The organism is Chryseobacterium sp. HR92 (assembly GCF_045689405.1).
In the GTDB taxonomy this organism is placed as follows: Bacteria; Bacteroidota; Bacteroidia; order Flavobacteriales; family Weeksellaceae; genus Chryseobacterium; species Chryseobacterium viscerum_A.
In genome coordinates this window covers 4,434,664-4,453,963 of the sequence record NZ_CP139139.1, presented here as the reverse complement: position 1 = coordinate 4,453,963, position 19,300 = coordinate 4,434,664, and the positions used below count along the sequence as shown (strand labels likewise).

The 19,300-nt window shown below is 36.2% G+C and carries 20 protein-coding genes; 14 read left to right on the top strand and 6 right to left on the bottom strand.

Features of this window, described 5'->3' with window-relative positions; translation table 11 throughout:
- Positions 1-64: 64 nt before the first annotated feature.
- From SFA27_RS20180 to clpB, 6 genes are all read right to left on the bottom strand, one after another.
- Positions 65-1,078 (bottom strand): zinc metalloprotease, encoded by a 1,014-nt coding sequence (locus SFA27_RS20180; RefSeq protein WP_047373958.1) that lies wholly within the window; start codon positions 1,076-1,078, stop codon positions 65-67.
- A 248-nt stretch (positions 1,079-1,326) separates the two neighbouring features.
- Positions 1,327-1,968 carry a response regulator gene (locus SFA27_RS20175; RefSeq protein ID WP_407294503.1) on the bottom strand — a complete coding sequence of 214 codons (642 nt, stop codon included), beginning with the start codon at positions 1,966-1,968 and terminating at the stop codon, positions 1,327-1,329.
- Entirely contained in the window at positions 1,965-2,696 is a 732-nt protein-coding gene (locus SFA27_RS20170; protein ID WP_407294501.1) for a sensor histidine kinase, read from the bottom strand. Before SFA27_RS20170 ends, SFA27_RS20175 begins: the two co-directional genes overlap by 4 nt.
- A gap of 32 nt (positions 2,697-2,728) precedes the next feature.
- Positions 2,729-3,376: a hypothetical protein gene (locus SFA27_RS20165; RefSeq protein WP_407294499.1), complete on the bottom strand. Its 648-nt coding sequence runs from the start codon at positions 3,374-3,376 to the stop codon at positions 2,729-2,731.
- A 26-nt stretch (positions 3,377-3,402) separates the two neighbouring features.
- Complete coding sequence (locus SFA27_RS20160) at positions 3,403-3,960, bottom strand: hypothetical protein (RefSeq protein ID WP_407294497.1); 558 nt, start codon at positions 3,958-3,960, stop codon at positions 3,403-3,405.
- Positions 3,961-4,459: 499 nt separating this feature from the next.
- Positions 4,460-7,054 carry an ATP-dependent chaperone ClpB gene (gene clpB / locus SFA27_RS20155; RefSeq protein ID WP_407294495.1) on the bottom strand — a complete coding sequence of 865 codons (2,595 nt, stop codon included), beginning with the start codon at positions 7,052-7,054 and terminating at the stop codon, positions 4,460-4,462.
- Positions 7,055-7,367: 313 nt separating this feature from the next.
- On the opposite strand from clpB, the gene SFA27_RS20150 reads away from it, so the two are divergent.
- The 14 genes from SFA27_RS20150 to pcaF all read left to right on the top strand — a co-directional run bounded on the left by SFA27_RS20150 (position 7,368) and on the right by pcaF (position 19,280).
- The gene (locus SFA27_RS20150) at positions 7,368-8,000 is read left to right on the top strand and encodes a TetR/AcrR family transcriptional regulator (protein ID WP_407294493.1); all 633 of its coding nucleotides are present in this window, start codon (positions 7,368-7,370) and stop codon (positions 7,998-8,000) included.
- Positions 8,001-8,171: 171 nt separating this feature from the next.
- Positions 8,172-9,488 (top strand): phenylacetate--CoA ligase family protein, encoded by a 1,317-nt coding sequence (locus SFA27_RS20145; RefSeq protein ID WP_407294491.1) that lies wholly within the window; start codon positions 8,172-8,174, stop codon positions 9,486-9,488.
- Entirely contained in the window at positions 9,488-10,573 is a 1,086-nt protein-coding gene (locus SFA27_RS20140; protein ID WP_407294489.1) for a 2Fe-2S iron-sulfur cluster-binding protein, read from the top strand. Before SFA27_RS20145 ends, SFA27_RS20140 begins: the two co-directional genes overlap by 1 nt.
- Positions 10,574-10,650: 77 nt before the next feature.
- Positions 10,651-11,589, top strand: a complete 939-nt coding sequence (gene paaA / locus SFA27_RS20135) for a 1,2-phenylacetyl-CoA epoxidase subunit PaaA (RefSeq protein ID WP_407294487.1) — start codon at positions 10,651-10,653, stop codon at positions 11,587-11,589.
- 113 nt (positions 11,590-11,702) lie between these two features.
- A complete protein-coding gene (paaB, locus tag SFA27_RS20130) occupies positions 11,703-11,984 on the top strand; it encodes a 1,2-phenylacetyl-CoA epoxidase subunit PaaB (RefSeq protein ID WP_002981782.1) in 282 nt (93 codons plus the stop codon).
- A gap of 111 nt (positions 11,985-12,095) precedes the next feature.
- Entirely contained in the window at positions 12,096-12,845 is a 750-nt protein-coding gene (paaC, locus tag SFA27_RS20125) for a 1,2-phenylacetyl-CoA epoxidase subunit PaaC (protein ID WP_407294485.1), read from the top strand.
- Positions 12,846-12,851: 6 nt separating this feature from the next.
- The gene (locus tag SFA27_RS20120; RefSeq protein ID WP_407294483.1) at positions 12,852-13,661 is read left to right on the top strand and encodes an alpha/beta hydrolase; all 810 of its coding nucleotides are present in this window, start codon (positions 12,852-12,854) and stop codon (positions 13,659-13,661) included.
- 3 nt (positions 13,662-13,664) lie between these two features.
- A complete protein-coding gene (gene paaD / locus SFA27_RS20115; RefSeq protein ID WP_047373936.1) occupies positions 13,665-14,129 on the top strand; it encodes a 1,2-phenylacetyl-CoA epoxidase subunit PaaD in 465 nt (154 codons plus the stop codon).
- A 142-nt stretch (positions 14,130-14,271) separates the two neighbouring features.
- Entirely contained in the window at positions 14,272-15,072 is an 801-nt protein-coding gene (locus SFA27_RS20110; protein ID WP_047373933.1) for an enoyl-CoA hydratase/isomerase family protein, read from the top strand.
- 93 nt (positions 15,073-15,165) lie between these two features.
- Positions 15,166-16,296, top strand: a complete 1,131-nt coding sequence (locus tag SFA27_RS20105) for a 3-hydroxyacyl-CoA dehydrogenase NAD-binding domain-containing protein (protein ID WP_047373931.1) — start codon at positions 15,166-15,168, stop codon at positions 16,294-16,296.
- Positions 16,297-16,565: 269 nt separating this feature from the next.
- The gene (locus tag SFA27_RS20100; protein ID WP_264519563.1) at positions 16,566-16,874 is read left to right on the top strand and encodes a hypothetical protein; all 309 of its coding nucleotides are present in this window, start codon (positions 16,566-16,568) and stop codon (positions 16,872-16,874) included.
- Positions 16,875-16,883: 9 nt separating this feature from the next.
- A complete protein-coding gene (locus tag SFA27_RS20095) occupies positions 16,884-17,297 on the top strand; it encodes a PaaI family thioesterase (protein WP_047373927.1) in 414 nt (137 codons plus the stop codon).
- 30 nt (positions 17,298-17,327) lie between these two features.
- Positions 17,328-18,023, top strand: coding sequence for a DUF6624 domain-containing protein (locus SFA27_RS20090; protein ID WP_407294479.1), 696 nt, complete (start codon positions 17,328-17,330; stop codon positions 18,021-18,023).
- Between the two features lie 51 nt (positions 18,024-18,074).
- A complete protein-coding gene (gene pcaF / locus SFA27_RS20085; protein WP_407294477.1) occupies positions 18,075-19,280 on the top strand; it encodes a 3-oxoadipyl-CoA thiolase in 1,206 nt (401 codons plus the stop codon).
- The last annotated feature ends 20 nt before the right edge of the window (positions 19,281-19,300 follow it).

Here is a 19,300-nt window from a genome sequence, read left to right as displayed (position 1 = left end):
AAAGGTAAAAAAAAATCTATCCCGTTGTGGGATAGATTCTAGAACATATGTGAAAGAATAGGTCTTAATACACTCTCAATCCGGATCTTGCTCCAGAAGAAGCTGTCACAGACTGCATTTTTGTTTTTTGTCCTGCGGTAAACATATAGAGTGAATTATCATCAGAATAATCCATATAATTCATAAACATGACAGACCTTTTTACTCCATAGCAAGTATTGTAAAGAGGATAAGTTGGTTTTCCTGTGTTGGCTGTTGTTTGGGTAGGTGTATCTGCAATCAGATCATCACCACAATTGGTATCTCCCCAGATATGTCTAAGCCCTAGATAATGTCCAACTTCGTGAGTAGCAGTTCTTCCAAGATTAAATGGAGCAGAAGCACCTGTTTTTCCAACATAAGGAGCGGCAAGTACCACACCGTCTTTCCATGTTCCGGCATCTTCAGGAAAAGTAGCATATCCAAGAATATTTCCTTGTGGGTCTGGCATACTTCCAACGATCCAAATATTGAAATAGTTTGTAGAGTTAGTAGCGTCAATACCTCCTGTAGAGGCTTTTTTCATGGTGTTATTTATTCTGTCTGTTTTACTCCACGATGTTTTGGTAGTTGCTTTTCTTATGGTATTTACCAGTCTGAATCTTATTTTCGCATCCCCTGCCTTTACCCCCTGAAATTCTGTAGGTATTAATGATGCATCACTGTTTGTACCTCCATAGTCAGCATTTAAAACAGCAATCTGTTCTGCGATTCTTGCATCAGATACATTCTGTGCTGTTGTTTTATAAATTACATTTACAACTACCGGAATTTCAACAGTTCCATCTGCAAGAACTTTTCCTAAAGCAAGATTATTGGAGAATCTTTTTGCATTAGCTTCAATTTCGTCTACCTTTTGTCTGAGTGCAGGATCTTTTTGTAGTGCCTCTTGTCTCATTTCTTCTGATGGACAAATTCTTTTTGATGCTAATGAAGAAGTTTCCTGTTCAGCTTGTACTTCATTTTGATTGGTCATGTTGTCATTGTTACATGAAGACATTAATCCAAGAGCAAGAGCTCCAAATAATAGTTTTTTCATATCAAAATCATTTTGTTTGAGGATGTGAATTTATATTATTTGAAATTGATATGCAAATATTTTTGCCATTTCTTTATCGAATTGATTGTTTTTAAGTGGATGTATTAGTTTTAATTCATTTTTATGTTAAAAACTTTAAATTTTAATCAATTTGATGAAGTTGTTATTGTGTTTTTTGTTTTGATTATTTTTTTATGAATTCTTTTCGTTTAAATTCATCTTTTTTATGAATTTTTTCAAGATGGATTTTAGTTTGCAAAACCATTTTTAATAGCAAAAACCGCGAGCCCGACACGGGTTTTTAAATCCAGTTTTTCACAAAGCTGATCGCGATAGCTTTCTACTGTTCTTGGGCTGCAGCACATTCTGTCTGCAATTTCCTTATAGCTGAGTTCTGTTACGGTATATTTAAGGAATTCTTTTTCTCTGTCTGAAATTCTTATAGCGATTTCAGTTTCAGTTTCTTTATTCAGGTTAGAGAAAATAATTTTAGAAGCCCAGTCCGGATAAAAGAAGCCGTCGCTGCTCAATCGGGTAAGTGCTGTTTCCAGATCTCTTGGATGGGTGTTTTTTAAAAGATAACCTTTTGCTCCGCTTTTGATCATCTTGATTACACTGTTGTCGTCACCCTGCATACTAAGTGCCATGATTTTAATGGCAGGATGATTTTTTGTAAGCCAGGCAGCAGTTTCAAAACCGTCCATAATAGGCATGCTGATATCCAAAAGAATGATATCCGGAATGGTATTTCCTTCTTCAATTTTTTGGATAAGATCCTTCCCGTTTTCACACACATAGATAACTTCAAACTCATTGAAATTGCCAATAATGCCTTCCAGGGCTTTTGCAATAAGTATATGGTCGTCAACAATTACAATAGATTTCTTCATGACTGTTTTTTTAAGATAATATTGATGCGGGTTCCTGTATTTTCCTGGCTTTCCATATGAAAATTTGCTCCTATGATTTCAGCTCTGTTTTTCATATTGGTAAGACCTATTCCGTTGGATTTAATCTGTGAAGTATCAAACCCGATTCCATCATCACGGATATCAAGCTCCCAAAGGATATCTTCTGAAGTGTTCAGGCTGATAAATATATTTTTACAATGAGAATGTTTTATACTGTTCTGAATAAACTCCTGAGTAATTCTTAGTAGAACGTTTTTATGAACAAAACCTAAATCCAGTTGTTTGAAATTATGTTCAAAGCTGACCATACACTTTTTAAAGGAATTGGTATTGTCTACTTCTTCCTGTATTAAAGTTACAATTTCCTTCTGGTTGATGTTGTCATCCGTTAATGTTTTTGATAAGCTTCTAAGGTCCTGCAGAGATTGATTAATAATCTGTGAAACCTGGTCAATTCTTTCACTTGCTTCAGAAACTTTGTTTTCATAAAGCATTTGTTGTACATAAAGACTTACAAGGGTAAGTTTCTGGCCAATATTGTCATGCAATTCCCGGCCAATCTGCTGCATAGTGGCCTGCTGGATTTCTAGTTGGGTAGACAGAAGTTCTCTTTGATGAAGTTCATTTTTTCTTTCAATTTCATTTAAGTACTCTTTTTTTCGTTGCCTGTAATTCCGGATATAAATAAATACAGCTATTACAAACATCAAAAAAAAGATGTTGAATGAAATAAGAGTTATTAAGAGTTCTGTTTTCTCCATATGAATGAACTTGCAAATAAAATATACATAACTGCTCCTGAAACCTGAAAATATATAAAATAAATATCCCAGATATCTATATATTTCCACAAAAGAGAGTTAAATGTCATAAATGGTAGATTGGCTATATAAAAAAGTGTTACTCCCAGATTGATATAAAACATTTTGTTTTTACTGAAATTGAGAATCTCGGATGAATTGACTTGCTTATAATACTCCATAATGACAAGAGCCATTAAGAGCAGGCAACCTATATTGTAATTGAAAGAAAAGATTACTTTCTTTTCCGGGAAAAAAAGTGCCCTGAGAATATATGTTAAAAGATACGTCCCTGTTAAGATATAGAACAGTTTTGTTTTCTTCAGAGATTCTTTTGCATACAGCCAATAAAAAAATATAAACTGCAATGGAATCACAAAATAATTGTGAAAATTTATTCTGTCTATTCTAAGTGGCTTCTCTCCCCATTTTACAGCCGATTCACATAGAAAAATGAGAATCAGATAAACTGCCAGGTATTTCCAATGCTGTTTTTTGACACGGTTATAATAAATCAGTGAGGTTAAAGCTGCAAAGGCTTCTCCCCAATACATGAATGAAGAAAAAATTTTTTGAATCTCAGTCATATTGTGTTTAAGAATGTGAATGGTGATTAATAAGATGTGCCCATTGGAGGTGATGGTGGAATAAGTGTTCCACTATTTTCTCCAAGCCCAGTATCATCACCTTGAGTACCTCCGCCACCATTACCATTGCCGGATGGAGTGAAATTGCGTGAATTTAATGCTAGGCTTGAATTTTCTCCATCTGTCTGGAAAGGATTAAAATCAAAATCAACAATTTCTCCTGTTTCACTTGCTTTTTTCAAAGTTGGTATCATCACTAATGTATGTTTTTCGGCATATGCTACGGGAACAGGATGTGAATCCATAATAGACCAGTTTTCTGCCTTTGGATAAGTGGCATAATAAAATCTAATGCCTAAATCTTCTGTAGAGGTAGCCGGGTTCACTTTGGCAGCTTCTGCTTCAATGGTGGCAATGAAGTTTTTTAATTTCGGAAGGTCAAACCAAATGGAATGTGCATCTTCTATCCCTAAAGAGGTATTGATCACATTTAAATGATTTTGACGGTAATTGTCAATCAGAGCCTGGATAAGACTATTTGACATTATTCCAGGTTGTAGCGGATTGTTTGATTCTGTATTCATAGCTTAGCAATATTTTACGGATGAAATTCAATTAATATGCAAATTTCGGAAAAAATATGCTAGAAAATGTATTAGTTAATAGGGAATTATACTGTTATTTTTACCGTGTTTTTACGGATTGTATGTAAAGTATAGCAATTTAAAGGTAATTTAAACGCGGTTTTACTCTAGAGAAAAGCGGAGAAAGTACTTTTCTCCGCCTGTTCTTTAAATACAAGGGTACTTTTTCCAATCTCTGCATACGAGTCCTGCTGTACAACAAAGACCGGTGGGACAACTCCAGTCCTCACCACACATAATAGGGAATGGTTCAATTCCACCATCAATTTTCTTTAAATCATTTCTTTTTAGCTTTTTCATACTGATTTTGTTTTAGTTATTAGTAGCGTAAATACAATGTTATTTCACTTAATAAGGATAAAATAATTTAAAAAAATAAGTGCTGCAGATCGCTCTACAGCACTTATTCACAAAAATAATGTATATGAAAAAAACTATTTTATTGCTCAGTAGGTCTGAAAACCAAACCTGTTTCTACGAAGTAATCCAGAGTAATTCTGTCTCCGTCGTTTACATTTCCTGCAAGAATCTCTTTTGACAGTTTATTTAATACTTCCTGCTGGATCACTCTTTTCAACGGTCTTGCTCCGAAAGCAGGGTCGTAACCTTTCTCCATCAGATAATCTACTGCATCCTGAGTGAAAGTCATAATGATGTTTCTTTTAGATAACATTTCATTAAATCCTCTCAGTTGGTATTGAACGATTTTTCCGATTTCTTTTTTTCTTAAAGGCTGGAACAGTACAATCTCATCAATTCTGTTCAGGAATTCCGGACGCAGCGTCTGTTTCAAAAGATCAAAAACCTCGTCTTTTGTTTTATCTACAATTTCATCCTGATTTTCCTCAGTAAGATTTTCAAAATTCTCCTGAATAAGGTGTGAACCTAAATTCGAGGTCATAATGACGATTGAATTCTTAAAATTTACTACACGCCCTTTATTGTCTGTCAGACGACCATCATCCAAAACCTGAAGTAAGGTGTTGAAAACATCTGGGTGTGCTTTTTCAATTTCGTCCAGAAGCACTACGGAATAAGGTCTTCTTCTTACAGCTTCAGTCAGTTGTCCGCCTTCATCATATCCTACATATCCTGGAGGCGCTCCTACTAATCTCGAAACACTGTGACGTTCCTGATATTCACTCATATCAATTCTGGTCATGTTGTTCTCGTCATCAAATAAGAATTCAGCCAATGCTTTTGCCAGCTCGGTTTTACCTACTCCGGTTGTTCCTAAAAATAAGAATGAACCAATAGGCTTTTTATCATCGCTCAATCCGGCTCTGTTTCTTCTGATAGCATCTGCAACCGCCTGAATAGCCTCATCCTGTCCAACCACTCTGTGGTGTAGTTCAGACTCAAGATTCAATAACTTATCTCTTTCGGACTGTAATAATTTGGTTACAGGAATACCTGTCCATTTACCGATTACTTCAGAGATGTTTTCTGCAGTAACCTCTTCTTTGATCAGCTCATTCTGATGATTCTGCATTTCCAGTTCTACTTTGCTGAGCTCTTCTTCTTTTTCACGAAGTTTTCCGTATTGGATCTCCGCTACTTTTGCATAATCTCCGGCTCTGGAAGCTCTCTCAGCTTCGTGTTTCAGAGATTCAATATCTTTTTTGATCTGGGTAAGATCTTCACTTTTCTGTTTTTCTTTCAGCCATTTCGCATTGATTTCATTTCTCTGTTCGGAAATTTTAGCAATATCCTCCTTCAGATGATCAATTTTTGTCTGATTGCCTTCTCTTGAAATAGCTGCCAGTTCAATTTCCAGCTGCATCAGCCTTCTGTCCAGAACATCCAGTTCTTCCGGCTTGGAATTGATTTCCATTCTCAGTTTGGCAGAAGCTTCATCGATAAGGTCAATCGCCTTGTCCGGTAGAAAACGGTCTGAAATATATCTTTGAGACATTTCCACAGCCGCAATAATTGCTTCATCTTTGATTCTTACCTTATGGTGAGCTTCATATTTATCTTTAATACCACGAAGGATCGAAATTGCAGATTCAGTATCCGGTTCTTCCACCATTACTTTTTGGAAACGTCTTTCTAACGCTTTATCTTTTTCAAAATACTTTTGATACTCGTTCAAAGTAGTCGCTCCAATGGCTCTCAATTCGCCTCTTGCTAAAGCAGGTTTTAAGATGTTGGCTGCATCCATTGCTCCTTCACCACCTCCGGCACCCACCAAAGTATGGATTTCGTCGATGAAAAGTATAATCTGTCCGTCAGATTTGATGACTTCATTCACAACAGATTTTAAGCGCTCTTCAAACTCACCTTTATATTTTGCTCCGGCAATCAGAGCTCCCATATCCAATGAGAATAAAGTTTTATCCATCAGGTTTTCAGGAACGTCACCGTTGATAATTCTGTGGGCTATTCCCTCCGCAATGGCTGTTTTACCTACACCCGGTTCCCCGATAAGGATTGGGTTGTTTTTTGTTCTTCTGGAAAGGATCTGTAAAACCCTTCTGATTTCTTCATCACGTCCGATTACCGGATCCAGTTTGCCTTCTGCTGCTAATTCGTTGAAGTTTTTAGCATATTTATTTAAGGATTGATAAGTCTCTTCCGAACTTGCAGAAGTAGCTTTGCTTCCTTTTCTTAATTCTTTGATAGCGCCTTCAAGCAGATTTTTGGTTACCCCCATATCTTTCAGCATTTTGGATACTTCAGAGCTGGTTTCCAAAAGAGATAACCATAAATGTTCAATCGTTACATATTCATCACCCATTTTCTTGGCGATATTAGGAGCATCCAGTAATACTTTGTTGGCAGATTGTGAAAGGTAAATGTTTCCTCCCTGTACTTTTGGGAGTTTTTCTAAATTTTCACGGTTGCGCTCTCTTACTAAATTGGCATCTGCTTCAGATTTTTTAAGTAGGAAAGGCGATATATTTTCATCCACCTGAAAGATTCCTTCAAGGAGATGTTGAGGTTCGATACTTTGGTTGCCTAGTTCCATAGCAACCTGTTGTGCTGCCTGGATGGCTTCCTGTGATTTTACAGTATATTGGTTCAAGTTCATATCTTATATATTTTTGGTAATGATTTGTTCAAAGTTTAGTTTAAAAAAACATCAAGAAACCAAATTTTGAGGCTCAGTTTCTTAATGCCATCAATTATTTAATCATTTATTCGATGACTGTATCGCAAAAAGTGTTCAATTATTAAATTTACAAAAAAATAGGACAAATTTTCCGGATATTGTATTTTTAACGGAAATTTAACTTGACAAAATTTCCGATTTCGTAATTATTTCTCTGAAATCAGGAACAAAAAGTCATAACAGGTGAAATGATCTAACAGTGAAACAGAAGATGAGGAGTCTTTTTCATTTTATGATTAAAAAACAAGCAGTTTGGATCAGAATAATTACTTTTGCATTTTACCAGATGGAACTAAAAGAAAAACAGAGAAAAATATTAGACGTAGCAGTAGAGCTTTTCAAAGAGAAAGGGTATATGGGAAGTTCTGTAAGAGACTTGGCTACGAAACTCAATATCAAGGCAGCATCACTGTATGCACATATCCGTTCAAAGGAAGAAATTTTGGAATGGATTTGTTTTGGCATTGCTCAGGAGTTTTTTGATGAACTTCAGGAAGTAAAAAATACAGACATTGCTCCAAGAGAAAAATTGAACCTTTTACTGGATAAACACTTATCCGTTGTTCTTAAAAACCGTGACGTCACTCATATTTATTCTAATGAATGGCGACATCTGGAAGAAAAACTTCCCGAATTTGTAGAATTAAGAAAAAACTATCAGCAGGAAGTTGAAGAACTGATTTCCGAGATCTACAAAGCTGAAAACTGGGAGCTGAAATCACCATCATTTACTACAAGATTTATCCTTCATACTTTAAACAATTCCTATTTCTGGTTCAAAAGAAGCAGCGATTCTACTGATGCAATTACAGATGAAATCAGAGAGAAAATCCTATTTGGTCTTATTGGAAATCAGAAGATATAGTCTCTCACAAGTAGAATCATTAATACATTTTACATTATACTTTTTACAAGAAAAGAAATCCCAACTTATTTTTCTTATTTAGAATCATTCAAAATATGACAAAAGTCATAAAAATTTTGCCAGCTTATAAAATCTTTTTAAATTTACACCTAACAAATGTTAGTTAGTTTTATGGATTTTTCAGTTGAATATCTGGAGCTGGGTCAGTTGAGACAGCTTCAATCCGACCGGTTGATCAGCCTGATCAGCTATTTGGGGGAGAAGTCGGAATTTTATAAAAAGAAATTTGATGAATTGCAAATATCTCCACAGGAAATAAGGTCGATTGAAGATATCACGAAACTTCCTATTACTTACAAGCAGGATTTAAGAGATAACTATCCATTTGGTTTATTTACCGTTCCTAAAAATGAGCTTCAACGTATTCACTGTTCAAGCGGAACAACAGGAAAACCAACAGTGGTAGGATATACCAAAGAAGATGTGGACCTTTTCAGCGAAGTTGTAGCAAGATCTTTAAATGCTGCAGGAGCGAAACCGGGAATGCAGCTGCACAATGCCTATGGTTACGGAATTTTTACAGGAGGATTAGGGCTTCATTACGGAGCTGAAATGTTGGGAATGAGCGTTCTTCCTATTTCGGGAGGAATGACAGCGAGACAGGTAGATTTGATTGTAGATTTTAAGCCGGAAGTAATCTGCTGCTCTCCATCATATGCTTTGACTATTGCAGATGAATTTGCCAGAAGAGGAATTTCTGCAGAAGAGATCAGTCTTAAATATGCTGTGCTGGGTTCAGAGCCATGGACGGAAATTATCAGAGGCCACATTGAAGAAAGATTAGGGGTTCATGCAACCAATATTTATGGGTTGAGCGAAATTATCGGACCAGGAGTTTCAATGGAGGATTTCGAAGAAAAAGGAGGATCTTATATCTGGGAAGATCATTTTTATCCTGAAATTTTAGATCCGGTTACCAAGCAGCCGGTTCCTTTTGGAGAAGAAGGTGTATTGGTGATTACAACGTTAACGAAAAAAGCAATGCCGCTTCTTCGTTACTGGACCAATGATATTACAAGTCTTTACTATGATGAAAATGCCAAAAGAACAATGGTGAAAATGAAACCCATTGTCGGGAGAGCAGATGATATGCTGATTGTGAGAGGTGTAAATGTCTATCCAAGCCAGATTGAAGAGGCTTTCTCTTATGTGGAAGGAGTAGTACCTAATTATTATTTAACACCTATTGAAAAGGAACATATGTGTATCGCTTTGGATATTGATGTTGAAATAGATGATGAGCTGGTAAAGACACAAAAAATAGAAGCAAATACCGATGATTATTTTAATTTTGTCGGGAACTTTGGAAAAAACATAGAAAACGAAATAAAAAAACGGGTAGGAATTACAACGAAAGTGAAAGTTCATACCCAGGACAGCCTGCCGAAGTGCGAAGGTGGAAAAATTAATAGAATACTTAAAAAATAATGAATTCATTTTATAAACTTAAAACAGTTAAAGTTCAGAAAGACACTTCCGAAGCAGTCAGTGTGGCGGTGGAAATTCCTGAAGAACTGAAAGATAAATTCAGATTCAAACAAGGACAGTATCTGAATTTCCGAATGATGATCAACGGGAATGAAGAAAGACGTTCTTACTCTATCTGTAATGCTCCGAGTGAAAAGAGCAATACGCTAGAAGTATTGGTAAAGCTGCTTGAAGGTGGAAAAGTATCAGGCTATTTCAATGAGCATCTTCACATGGATGAAATACTGGAAGTAATGCCTCCGATGGGTGGTTTTAATACCTCTTATCATCCTACCAACGTAAAGACTTATGTTGGTTTGGCAGCAGGAAGCGGAATTACCCCTGTTTTATCCAATATTAAAGAAAGCCTTTATCAGGAACCCAACAGTAATGCTTACCTGTTCTATAGTAATAGAAGCATGAATCATATTTTAAGAAAAGCTGAAATTGATAGGCTGGTAGAACATTTCAATGGCAGACTGAAGGTGATTTATCTGGTAAGCCGTGAAAAACACGAAGATCCTGTTTTTGAAGGAAGAATTTCTTCCGAAAAATTAGAGCAGCTATTTGAAAGATACACAGATATTGATGTAAAAGAAGCTACTTATTTCATTTGTGGACCTGCAGAAATGATCAAAGGCATCGCAGACTATCTGAAAAAAGATAAAAAAGTACCTGCCATTCAGGTGTTATTTGAATATTTCACCGCTCCTGATGAAGAAAATACGGAGGAAATGAGTGATGAATTCAAGGCAATTGCCAACATTGAAAGTATGGTAACGGTAATCATTGATGATGATGAATATTCGTTCCACCTTAATTCTAAAAAAGAGAGTATCTTAGATAAAGCATTGAAAGACAATCTTCCTGTACCTTTTGCATGTAAAGGAGGAGTGTGCTGTACGTGTAAAGCGGAAGTTTTGGAAGGAGAAGTTTTCATGGAGAAAAACTACGCACTTACCGAAGAAGAAGTAGCCAGAGGCTTCGTTCTTACCTGTCAATGTCACCCGACAACCAATGTGGTGATGCTTAATTATGATGTTTAAATTGTATTAACGATTGAATGTAAAATGTATTCATGAATACATTAATACTTTTTACATTTTACAAAAAAACAAAAAAAATGGACTTAGAAAAATTTGTACAATACGTACATGACGAAAATAAAGTAGAACCAAAAGATGTAATGCCGGATGATTACAGAAAACTATTGGTTCGTCAGATTTCACAGCATGCCCATTCTGAAATTGTTGGAATGCTGCCGGAAGCCAACTGGATCTCCAGAGCACCTTCATTGAGAAGAAAAATGGCTCTTTTGGCGAAAGTTCAGGATGAAGCAGGCCACGGGTTATATCTTTATTCTGCCACTGAAACTTTAGGAGACGGAAGTATCAGAGCAGACAGAGATGCTACTTATGATGATATGCTGGAAGGAAAAGCAAAATATTCAAGTATCTTCAACTATCCTACTTTGAGTTGGGCCGATATCGGTGCAATCGGTTGGTTGGTAGATGGTGCTGCGATTATGAACCAGGTAATGCTGATGGGGAATTCTTATGGTCCTTATTCAAGAGCAATGGTAAAGATTTGTAAAGAAGAATCTTTCCATCAAAGACAGGGATATGAGATTCTTATGGCATTGTGCCGCGGTACAAAACAACAGAAAGAAATGGCTCAGGCTTCATTAAACCGTTTCTGGTGGCCGGCTCTGATGATGTTTGGGCCTAATGATGACAGCTCACCAAACTCTAAGATTTCTATGAATTATAGAGTAAAAAGAGAAAGTAACGACAGTCTTCGCCAGAGATTTATCGATGTTACCGTTTCTCAGGCTGAATTCTTAGGATTAACTGTTCCGGATAAAGACCTGAAATGGAATGAGGAAAGACAGCATTATGATTTCGGAGAACTTCCCTGGGATGAATTCATGGAAATCTTAAAAGGAAATGGACCTTGCAATAAAAAGCGTATCGAAACGAAGAGAAAAGCGCAAAGAGAAAACTCTTGGGTAAAAGACGCTGCGGCGGCTTTTGCAGAAAAACAACAAAAAGAAATAATATAATAATGTAACAATATACCAATGTAAAAATGTAACAATCAATTTGTCATGCTGAGCTTGCCGAAGCATCTCATTGGTGAAGTGGTACATTGATACATTGTTAAATTAATCTGACTATGGCAAATTTAGATATGTGGGAAGTGTTTATTCAGACTAAACCGGGATTATCTCACAAACACGTTGGAATTGTACAGGCACCAACAGCAGAAATGGCTTTGCAGAATGCAAGAGACGTTTATACAAGAAGAAAAGAAGGAACTTCTGTTTGGGTAGTTCCAAGTAAATACATTGTGACTTCGGAAGGGGTGGATAAGGAAGCTTTCTTCGATCCGGCTGATGATAAACTATACCGTCACCCAACTTTCTACGAAATTCCAAACGATGTAAAAAATATGTAGAAAACTGTATTAATGTAAAAAGTATTAAAGTAAAATGATACATTTTTCGAAAATTTATTTTACAAATCATTAATACATTTTACATTGAGTCATTTTACAAAAAGAAAAACAATGAACCCATTATATAATTATTTATTAAAACTAGCAGACGACAGTTTCATTATGGGACAGCGTTTGTCTGCATGGTGTGGTGAAGGTCCTTATTTGGAGGAAGATATTGCATTGACAAACATTGCATTGGATGAGCTTGGACAGGCTAATAACTTTTATGTTTATGCTTCAAGAGTGATTGACAACGGTAAAAATGAAGATGATATCGCATTTTTAAGATATGAGCATGAATATCTAAATGCACACTGGACGGAACTTCCAAACGAAGATTATGCTCAGACTATTCTGAAAGTATACGTTTTTGCAGTATATCAGAAACTGATGTACGAGGCATTGTCAAACTCTGCAGATGAAGAACTTTCGGCTATTGCTCAGAAATCACTAAAAGAAGTAAGATATCATTATACTCATGCTGCATCATGGATGAAAATCTTCGCCCAAGGAACAGAAGAAAGCAAATCACGTGTTATAAAAGCAATTGAAGATATCTGGGAATATACAAAAGGGCTTTTTGCTAAAACAGAAGGTGAAGATGATCTTATTGCTTTGAACGTTGTTCCAAATGCAGATGCTCTTTACGAAGAATTCCTTGCCATTACCAAGAAAGATTTTGCAGATTTCGGTTTAGAATATCCTGAAAATCCTTTCATGCAGCCGAAGTCAAGAACGGGATATCATACAGAGTATTTCGGATTTATTCTTTGTGAACTTCAGTATATGCAGAGAGCGTATCCTGGATGTACCTGGTAATAGGTTATGAAGAAAATGCTTCTGCGGATATTGGCTTTTTTTCTTACAGCATATGTGATATTATGTGTCGGGATCTATTTCTATCAGGAGAAAATCATTTTTTATCCTGAAAAGTTACCGGAAAACTACAACTTTAAATTTGACGGTGATTTTGAAGAAATAACTATCAGAACGCAGGATGATAAGCATTTGAACGCTGTACTATTTAAAGCTCAAAACCCAAAAGGAGTCATCTTTTATCTTCATGGAAACGGAGGATCAATAAAAGGCTGGGGAGATGTAGCTCAGTTATATCGCAGTATGAATTATGATACATTTATACTTGATTACCGGGGTTACGGAAAAAGTGAAGATAAAATTAACAGTAAAGATCAGCTTTTTTCGGATGTTGAAAGTGCTTACAAAGAGTTTTTGAAAAGATATCCGGAGAACAAAATTATTATTTTGGGATATTCTGTAGGAACAGGACTTGCTGCAAAATTAGCATCTATGCATAATGCAAGATTATTGATTTTGCAGGCACCTTATTACAGTATGGAAGATGAAATGGGTCAGAAATTCTCATTTCTTCCGAAGTTTTTACTGAAATATAATTTTGAAACTGGTGAATATTTAAAAAATGTTAAGTCGCCAGTAGTTATTTTTCATGGGGATAAAGATGAGGTTATTAACTATAAAGCGTCTTTAAAACTTAAGAATAACTTTAAAAAAGGTGATAGCCTGATTGTATTAAAAAATCAGGCTCACAACGGAATAACAGATAATTTGGATTATCAGAACGGAATGAAAGTAATTCTTGATTCTGATAAAAAATAAAATATGAATCAGCTTTTAGATTTATTAAAAACAATTCCCGATCCGGAAATTCCGGTTATTGATATTGTGGAATTAGGAATCGTAAGAGACGCACAGGTCACAGGTGAAAATACATGTGAAGTGATCATTACGCCCACTTATTCTGCCTGTCCCGCTATGTTTACCATTGAAGAGGATATTATCAAAATGATGAAAGAAAACGGATGGGATGCGAAAGTAGTAACCAAGATGTTTCCAATCTGGACAACAGACTGGCTGACTGATGAAGCAAGAGAAAAACTTCGTGTTTACGGGATCACACCTCCTGAAAAAGGAGCAGATGAACACCATATCGGAAAACCGAAAAAATGTCCGCGTTGCGGTTCTGAACATACCAAACAGATCAGCAGATTTGGATCTACTTTGTGTAAGGCATCTTATCAATGTTTAGACTGTTTGGAGCCATTTGATTATTTTAAATGTCATTGATGAGTTATTCATCAATCCACAACAAACTTTACGGCTATGCAAAGCATAACGAAGGAATTGTTAGATTGTTAAATTATTAGACTGTTACATTAATTTATATTGTTAAATTAGTGCGTTGTTAAATAATAAATTAATAAAAACTATGTATACACAACTTGATATTGAAACGCATTTTGACGGGAAGCTTAAAATCGCATATCTTAATCAGCCGGAAACAATGAACGCCCTTACCAAGCCGGCTTTATCAGATCTTAGAGATTTTGTTAAAGAATGCAGCGAAGACGAAACGGTAAGATGTGTTGCCATTTCCGGAAGAGGAAGAGCGTTCTGCTCAGGTCAGAATCTGGATGAAGCTTTTGTGGTAGGTAAAGAACACCATGATCATGACATCATCAGAAAAATTGTGGTAGACTATTATAACCCTTTAGTGTTAGAAGTTACCCGTTGCAAAAAACCGGTTATTGCTTTAGTAAACGGTCCTGCAGTAGGAGCTGGAGCGATGTTGGCTTTAATTTCTGACTTCGTTTTAGCGAATGAGAAAGCATATTTTGCTCAGGCATTTTCAAATATCGGTTTAATTCCTGATACAGGAGGAACTTACTTTTTACCGAAGCTTTTAGGTAGACAATTGGCCAATTATTTAGCATTTACAGGCAAGAAATTATCTGCAGAAGAGTCTAAAGCTCATGGCCTTGTGGCAGAAGTTTTCACTGAAGAAGAGTTCGTGCCAAAATCTATGGAAATTCTTGAAAGAATGGCAAACATGCCGACAGCAGCTCTTAAGCTTACAAAAAAAGCTTTTGCCAGTTCTTATACCAACACATTGAAAGAACAGCTTGAGCTGGAAGGAGATCTTCAGCAAGAAGCTGCAGGCACAGAAGACTTCTTTGAAGGAGTAAATGCCTTTTTACAGAAAAGAAAACCTAATTATAAAGGAAAATAAATTCGTATTAATGTATTCATGTAAAATGTATTAATGATTTTTAAAACGATTTACATGAATACATTTTACATTAATACATTGTACAAATAAAGAATGAATATTGGAATTATCGGTGCCGGAACCATGGGAATCGGCATTGCACAAGTAGCCGCAACGAACGGATGCAAAGTATGGGTGTATGACGCCAACGCAAAACAAGTAGAAACGGCAACGGTAGGTTTAGAAAAAACCTTGACCAAGTTGGTTGATAAACAAAAAATTTCGGCAGAAAAAATGACTGAAATTTTAGCTAATATTTCCATTGCTACGGAATTGAAGGATTTCAAAGATTGTGAACTCATCATTGAAGCCATCATAGAAAATAAAGAGATCAAAACCAAAGTGTTTACAGAACTTGAAAATTACGTTTCAGAAAGCTGTATTCTTAGTTCCAATACTTCATCTATCTCTATCACCTCTCTGGGTGCAGAACTAAAGAAACCGGAGCGTTTCATCGGAATTCACTTTTTTAATCCGGCTCCATTGATGCCTTTAGTAGAAGTTATTCCATCCTTATTAACAGAAAAAACATTAGCAGAAAAAATATACAACCTCATGAAAGAATGGGGAAAGACTCCTGTTATTGCCAAAGATATTCCCGGGTTTATTGTTAACAGAATTGCCAGACCTTATTATGGAGAAGGCTTAAGAATTGTTGAAGAAAACATCGCAACACCGGAACAGGTGGATGATGCCATGAAAACCCTGGGTAACTTCAAAATGGGACCTTTTGAGTTGATGGATCTTATTGGAGTGGATGTGAATTTTGCCGTAACAACCACAGTTTACAAAGATTATTTCTACGACCCGAAATACAAGCCATCTTTATTGCAGCAAAGAATGTCTGAAGCAAAACTTCACGGCAGAAAAACAGGAAAAGGTTTCTACGATTACAGAGAAGGAACAGAAAAACCTGTTGCCCAGAAAGATGATGCTTTATACCAGCAGATCTTTTTAAGAATCATTTCCATGCTGATCAACGAAGCTGTTGAGGCTAAAAGATTAGGGGTTGCTAATGACGAAGATCTTGAACTGGCAATGCAGAAAGGTGTAAACTATCCGAAAGGATTATTAAGCTGGGGGAAAGAAATCGGGTATGCAAAAATCTCCGAGACCCTTCAGAGCCTTTATGAAGAATATCAGGAAGAAAGGTACAGACAAAGTCCTTTGCTAAGGAAACTATAAAAATCAGCAGCATTTTATGATGAGTAGGTCAAGGAGGAAAACACCCATAACAGGAGTTACAACTGCAGAGACAGAAAAGGAAAATAAAAGAGATGCTAATCGAAAATTAAGAAGACTGAATAAAATCAAAATTCACAAAAGAGATTATGATTTGTTTCAGCTAAGAGAGATATCAAATGTTTGGGCTTTTGATAAAGATGGTAAACATTATGTAAAGAATCCCGGCAAAAGATTGTTAATGAAGTAAAAGAAAAAGATATAGGTTTTTCATGAATATAGATGAATTCAGGGCTGAGCTTGAGACCAGGCTTTTAATTGAGAAACAGTATTTAACTCAGGAAGCTTCCTCTGTTGATGAGCAGGAAAGACTTGAGCTATTAGGAAAGTTTAATGAAAAATATAAAGAGCTGATCAAAAGATTAGCCAATGAAAGCGGAATTGATCTAAACGAATCCTATCCCTCTGAAAATTCATCAGACTCAGAAAGTCTTTCATACGAGCAGGTCATTTTGGGTAAAACAATGAATGTTTACGACAGGTTGTCCGATGAACTGTATGAAGAAATAACAAACATATAATTAACAGAAATGAATCCAAGACAAGTAGCAGATTATATGTTCAATCAGGATTATTTTTCCCAATGGATGAATATCAAAATGATTGAAGTAAAAGAAAATTACTGTTTAATAGAAATGCCTATCAAAAAAGATATGATTAATGGGCTTAAAACAGTTCATGGCGGAGTTACTTTTGCATTTGCAGACTCTGCACTGGCATTTTCTTCCAACAATACCGGAGATGCCGCTGTAGCATTGAACTGTATCATCAATTTTACCAAAGCAGGAAAAGAAGGCGATGTTTTCAGGGCAGAAAGTGTGTTGGTAAATGATACAAGAAAAACAGCCGTTTATGACATTCAGATTACCAATCAAAATCAGGAGCTGATAGCAAAATTTGTAGGAACAGTCTACAAAATCGGGAAAAAAGTAACAGACTTATAAAAACTAAAATCAGATATTAAATTAAGCAAAATGAGAAAAATAATTGCACTGCTTTTTGGGATTTCAACTCTTCTGATCAATGCTCAGCAGAAAGTGAATGAAACTTTGAAAAAAGAACTTGATGATATCATGAAGATGGATCAGGGATACAGAATGCTTTTCGATCCCGAAATAACTCCGGAAAAAAGAGAGCAGCTCTTGACAACCCTGAATATTGACAAAGAAGAGTTCAAAAAGAAAGGCTGGCAGATGGTTGCAGAACACGATAGTCTGAACGTGCAGAAAATAGAAAATATTATTGCTCAATATGGCTATCCCGGAAAAACACTTGTAGGAGAACCTACAAATCAGGCCGCTTGGTACGTAATCCAGCATTCAACCAAAATTGGAAAATATCTGCCACTCATTAAAGAAGCTGGAAAAAAGAAAGAGATTCCCTTCACCTGGGTTGCTATGATGGAAGACCGATACCTGATGAATGAAAACAAAGAACAGATCTACGGAACACAGGGAAAAGGAGAAATGACAAAAGATAAAGACGGAAAACAAATCTTTGTCAATTTTGTATGGCCTGTAAAAGATCTTAAAAATGTAAATAAAAGAAGAAAAGAAGCAGGGTTTGATTACACCTTTGAAGAAAGCGTCCAAAGAATGTATGGAAAGGATTTCAAATACGAGCCCTATACCTTAAAACAGGTTTTAGAACTAAGAAATAAAAACAAATAAATCTGGAATTGTTACACGGTTACATTACTGGATTATTACATTAAAATATTTATGAACAACGTATACATCATAGACTATGTCAGAACTCCCATCTCAAAACTGCAGGGAGGATTATCAGAAGTAAGAGCCGATGATCTGGCTGCTATTGTTATTAAAGAAGTAGTAGCAAGAAACCCTGAAGTTCCTGTTGAAGAAATTGAAGACGTTATTTTCGGATGTGCCAATCAGGCAGGAGAAGATAACAGAAACGTTGCAAGAATGGGACTTTTACTGGCAGGTCTTCCTTACAAAATTGGAGGTGAGACTGTTAACAGGCTATGTGCTTCAGGGATGTCCGCTGTAGCGAATGCATTCCGTTCTATTGCAGCAGGAGAAGGAGAAATTTATATTGCAGGAGGAGTAGAGCATATGACACGTTCTCCTTATGTGATGTCAAAACCAAGTGCTGCTTTCGGAAGAGACAGCCAGATGTTTGATACTACTTTCGGATGGCGTTTTATCAACCCTAAAATGAAAGAATTGTATGGGGTTGACGGAATGGGAGAAACTGCAGAAAACTTAGCAGATATCCATCAGATCAACAGAGAAGATCAGGATAAATTTGCCCTTTGGTCCCAGCAGAAAGCTACAAAAGCTCAGGAAAGCGGAAGATTGGCAGAAGAAATTGTAAAAGTTGAAATTCCTCAGAGAAAAGGAGAGCCAATTGTTTTTGAAAAAGATGAATTCATTAAACCTACTTCATCTATAGAAGGTTTGGCAAAACTTCGTCCTGCTTTCAGAAAAGAAGGAACAGTAACAGCCGGAAATGCCTCAGGAATGAATGATGGTGCTGCTGCTTTGATTTTAGCAAGCGAAGAAGCCGTTAAAAAATATGGTCTAAAACCAAAAGCGAAAATTCTGGGATCTTCCGTAGCTGGTGTTGAACCAAGAATCATGGGAATCGGACCAGTAGAAGCAGCTCAAAAGCTATTGAAAAGACTGAATCTGTCTCTTGAAGATATGGACATCATTGAGTTAAATGAAGCATTTGCTGCACAGGCACTGGCTGTAACAAGAAGTTTAGGGCTGAAAGATGATGATTCAAGAATAAACCCGAACGGAGGTGCTATTGCAATCGGTCACCCACTGGGGGTTTCCGGAGCTAGAATTGTAGGTTCTGCAGCAATGGAACTTCAGAAGCAGGATAAAAAATATGCATTGTGTACTCTTTGTATCGGTGTAGGACAGGGATATGCAATGGTCATCGAAAAAGTATAATTAATTTGAAAGGATAAAGA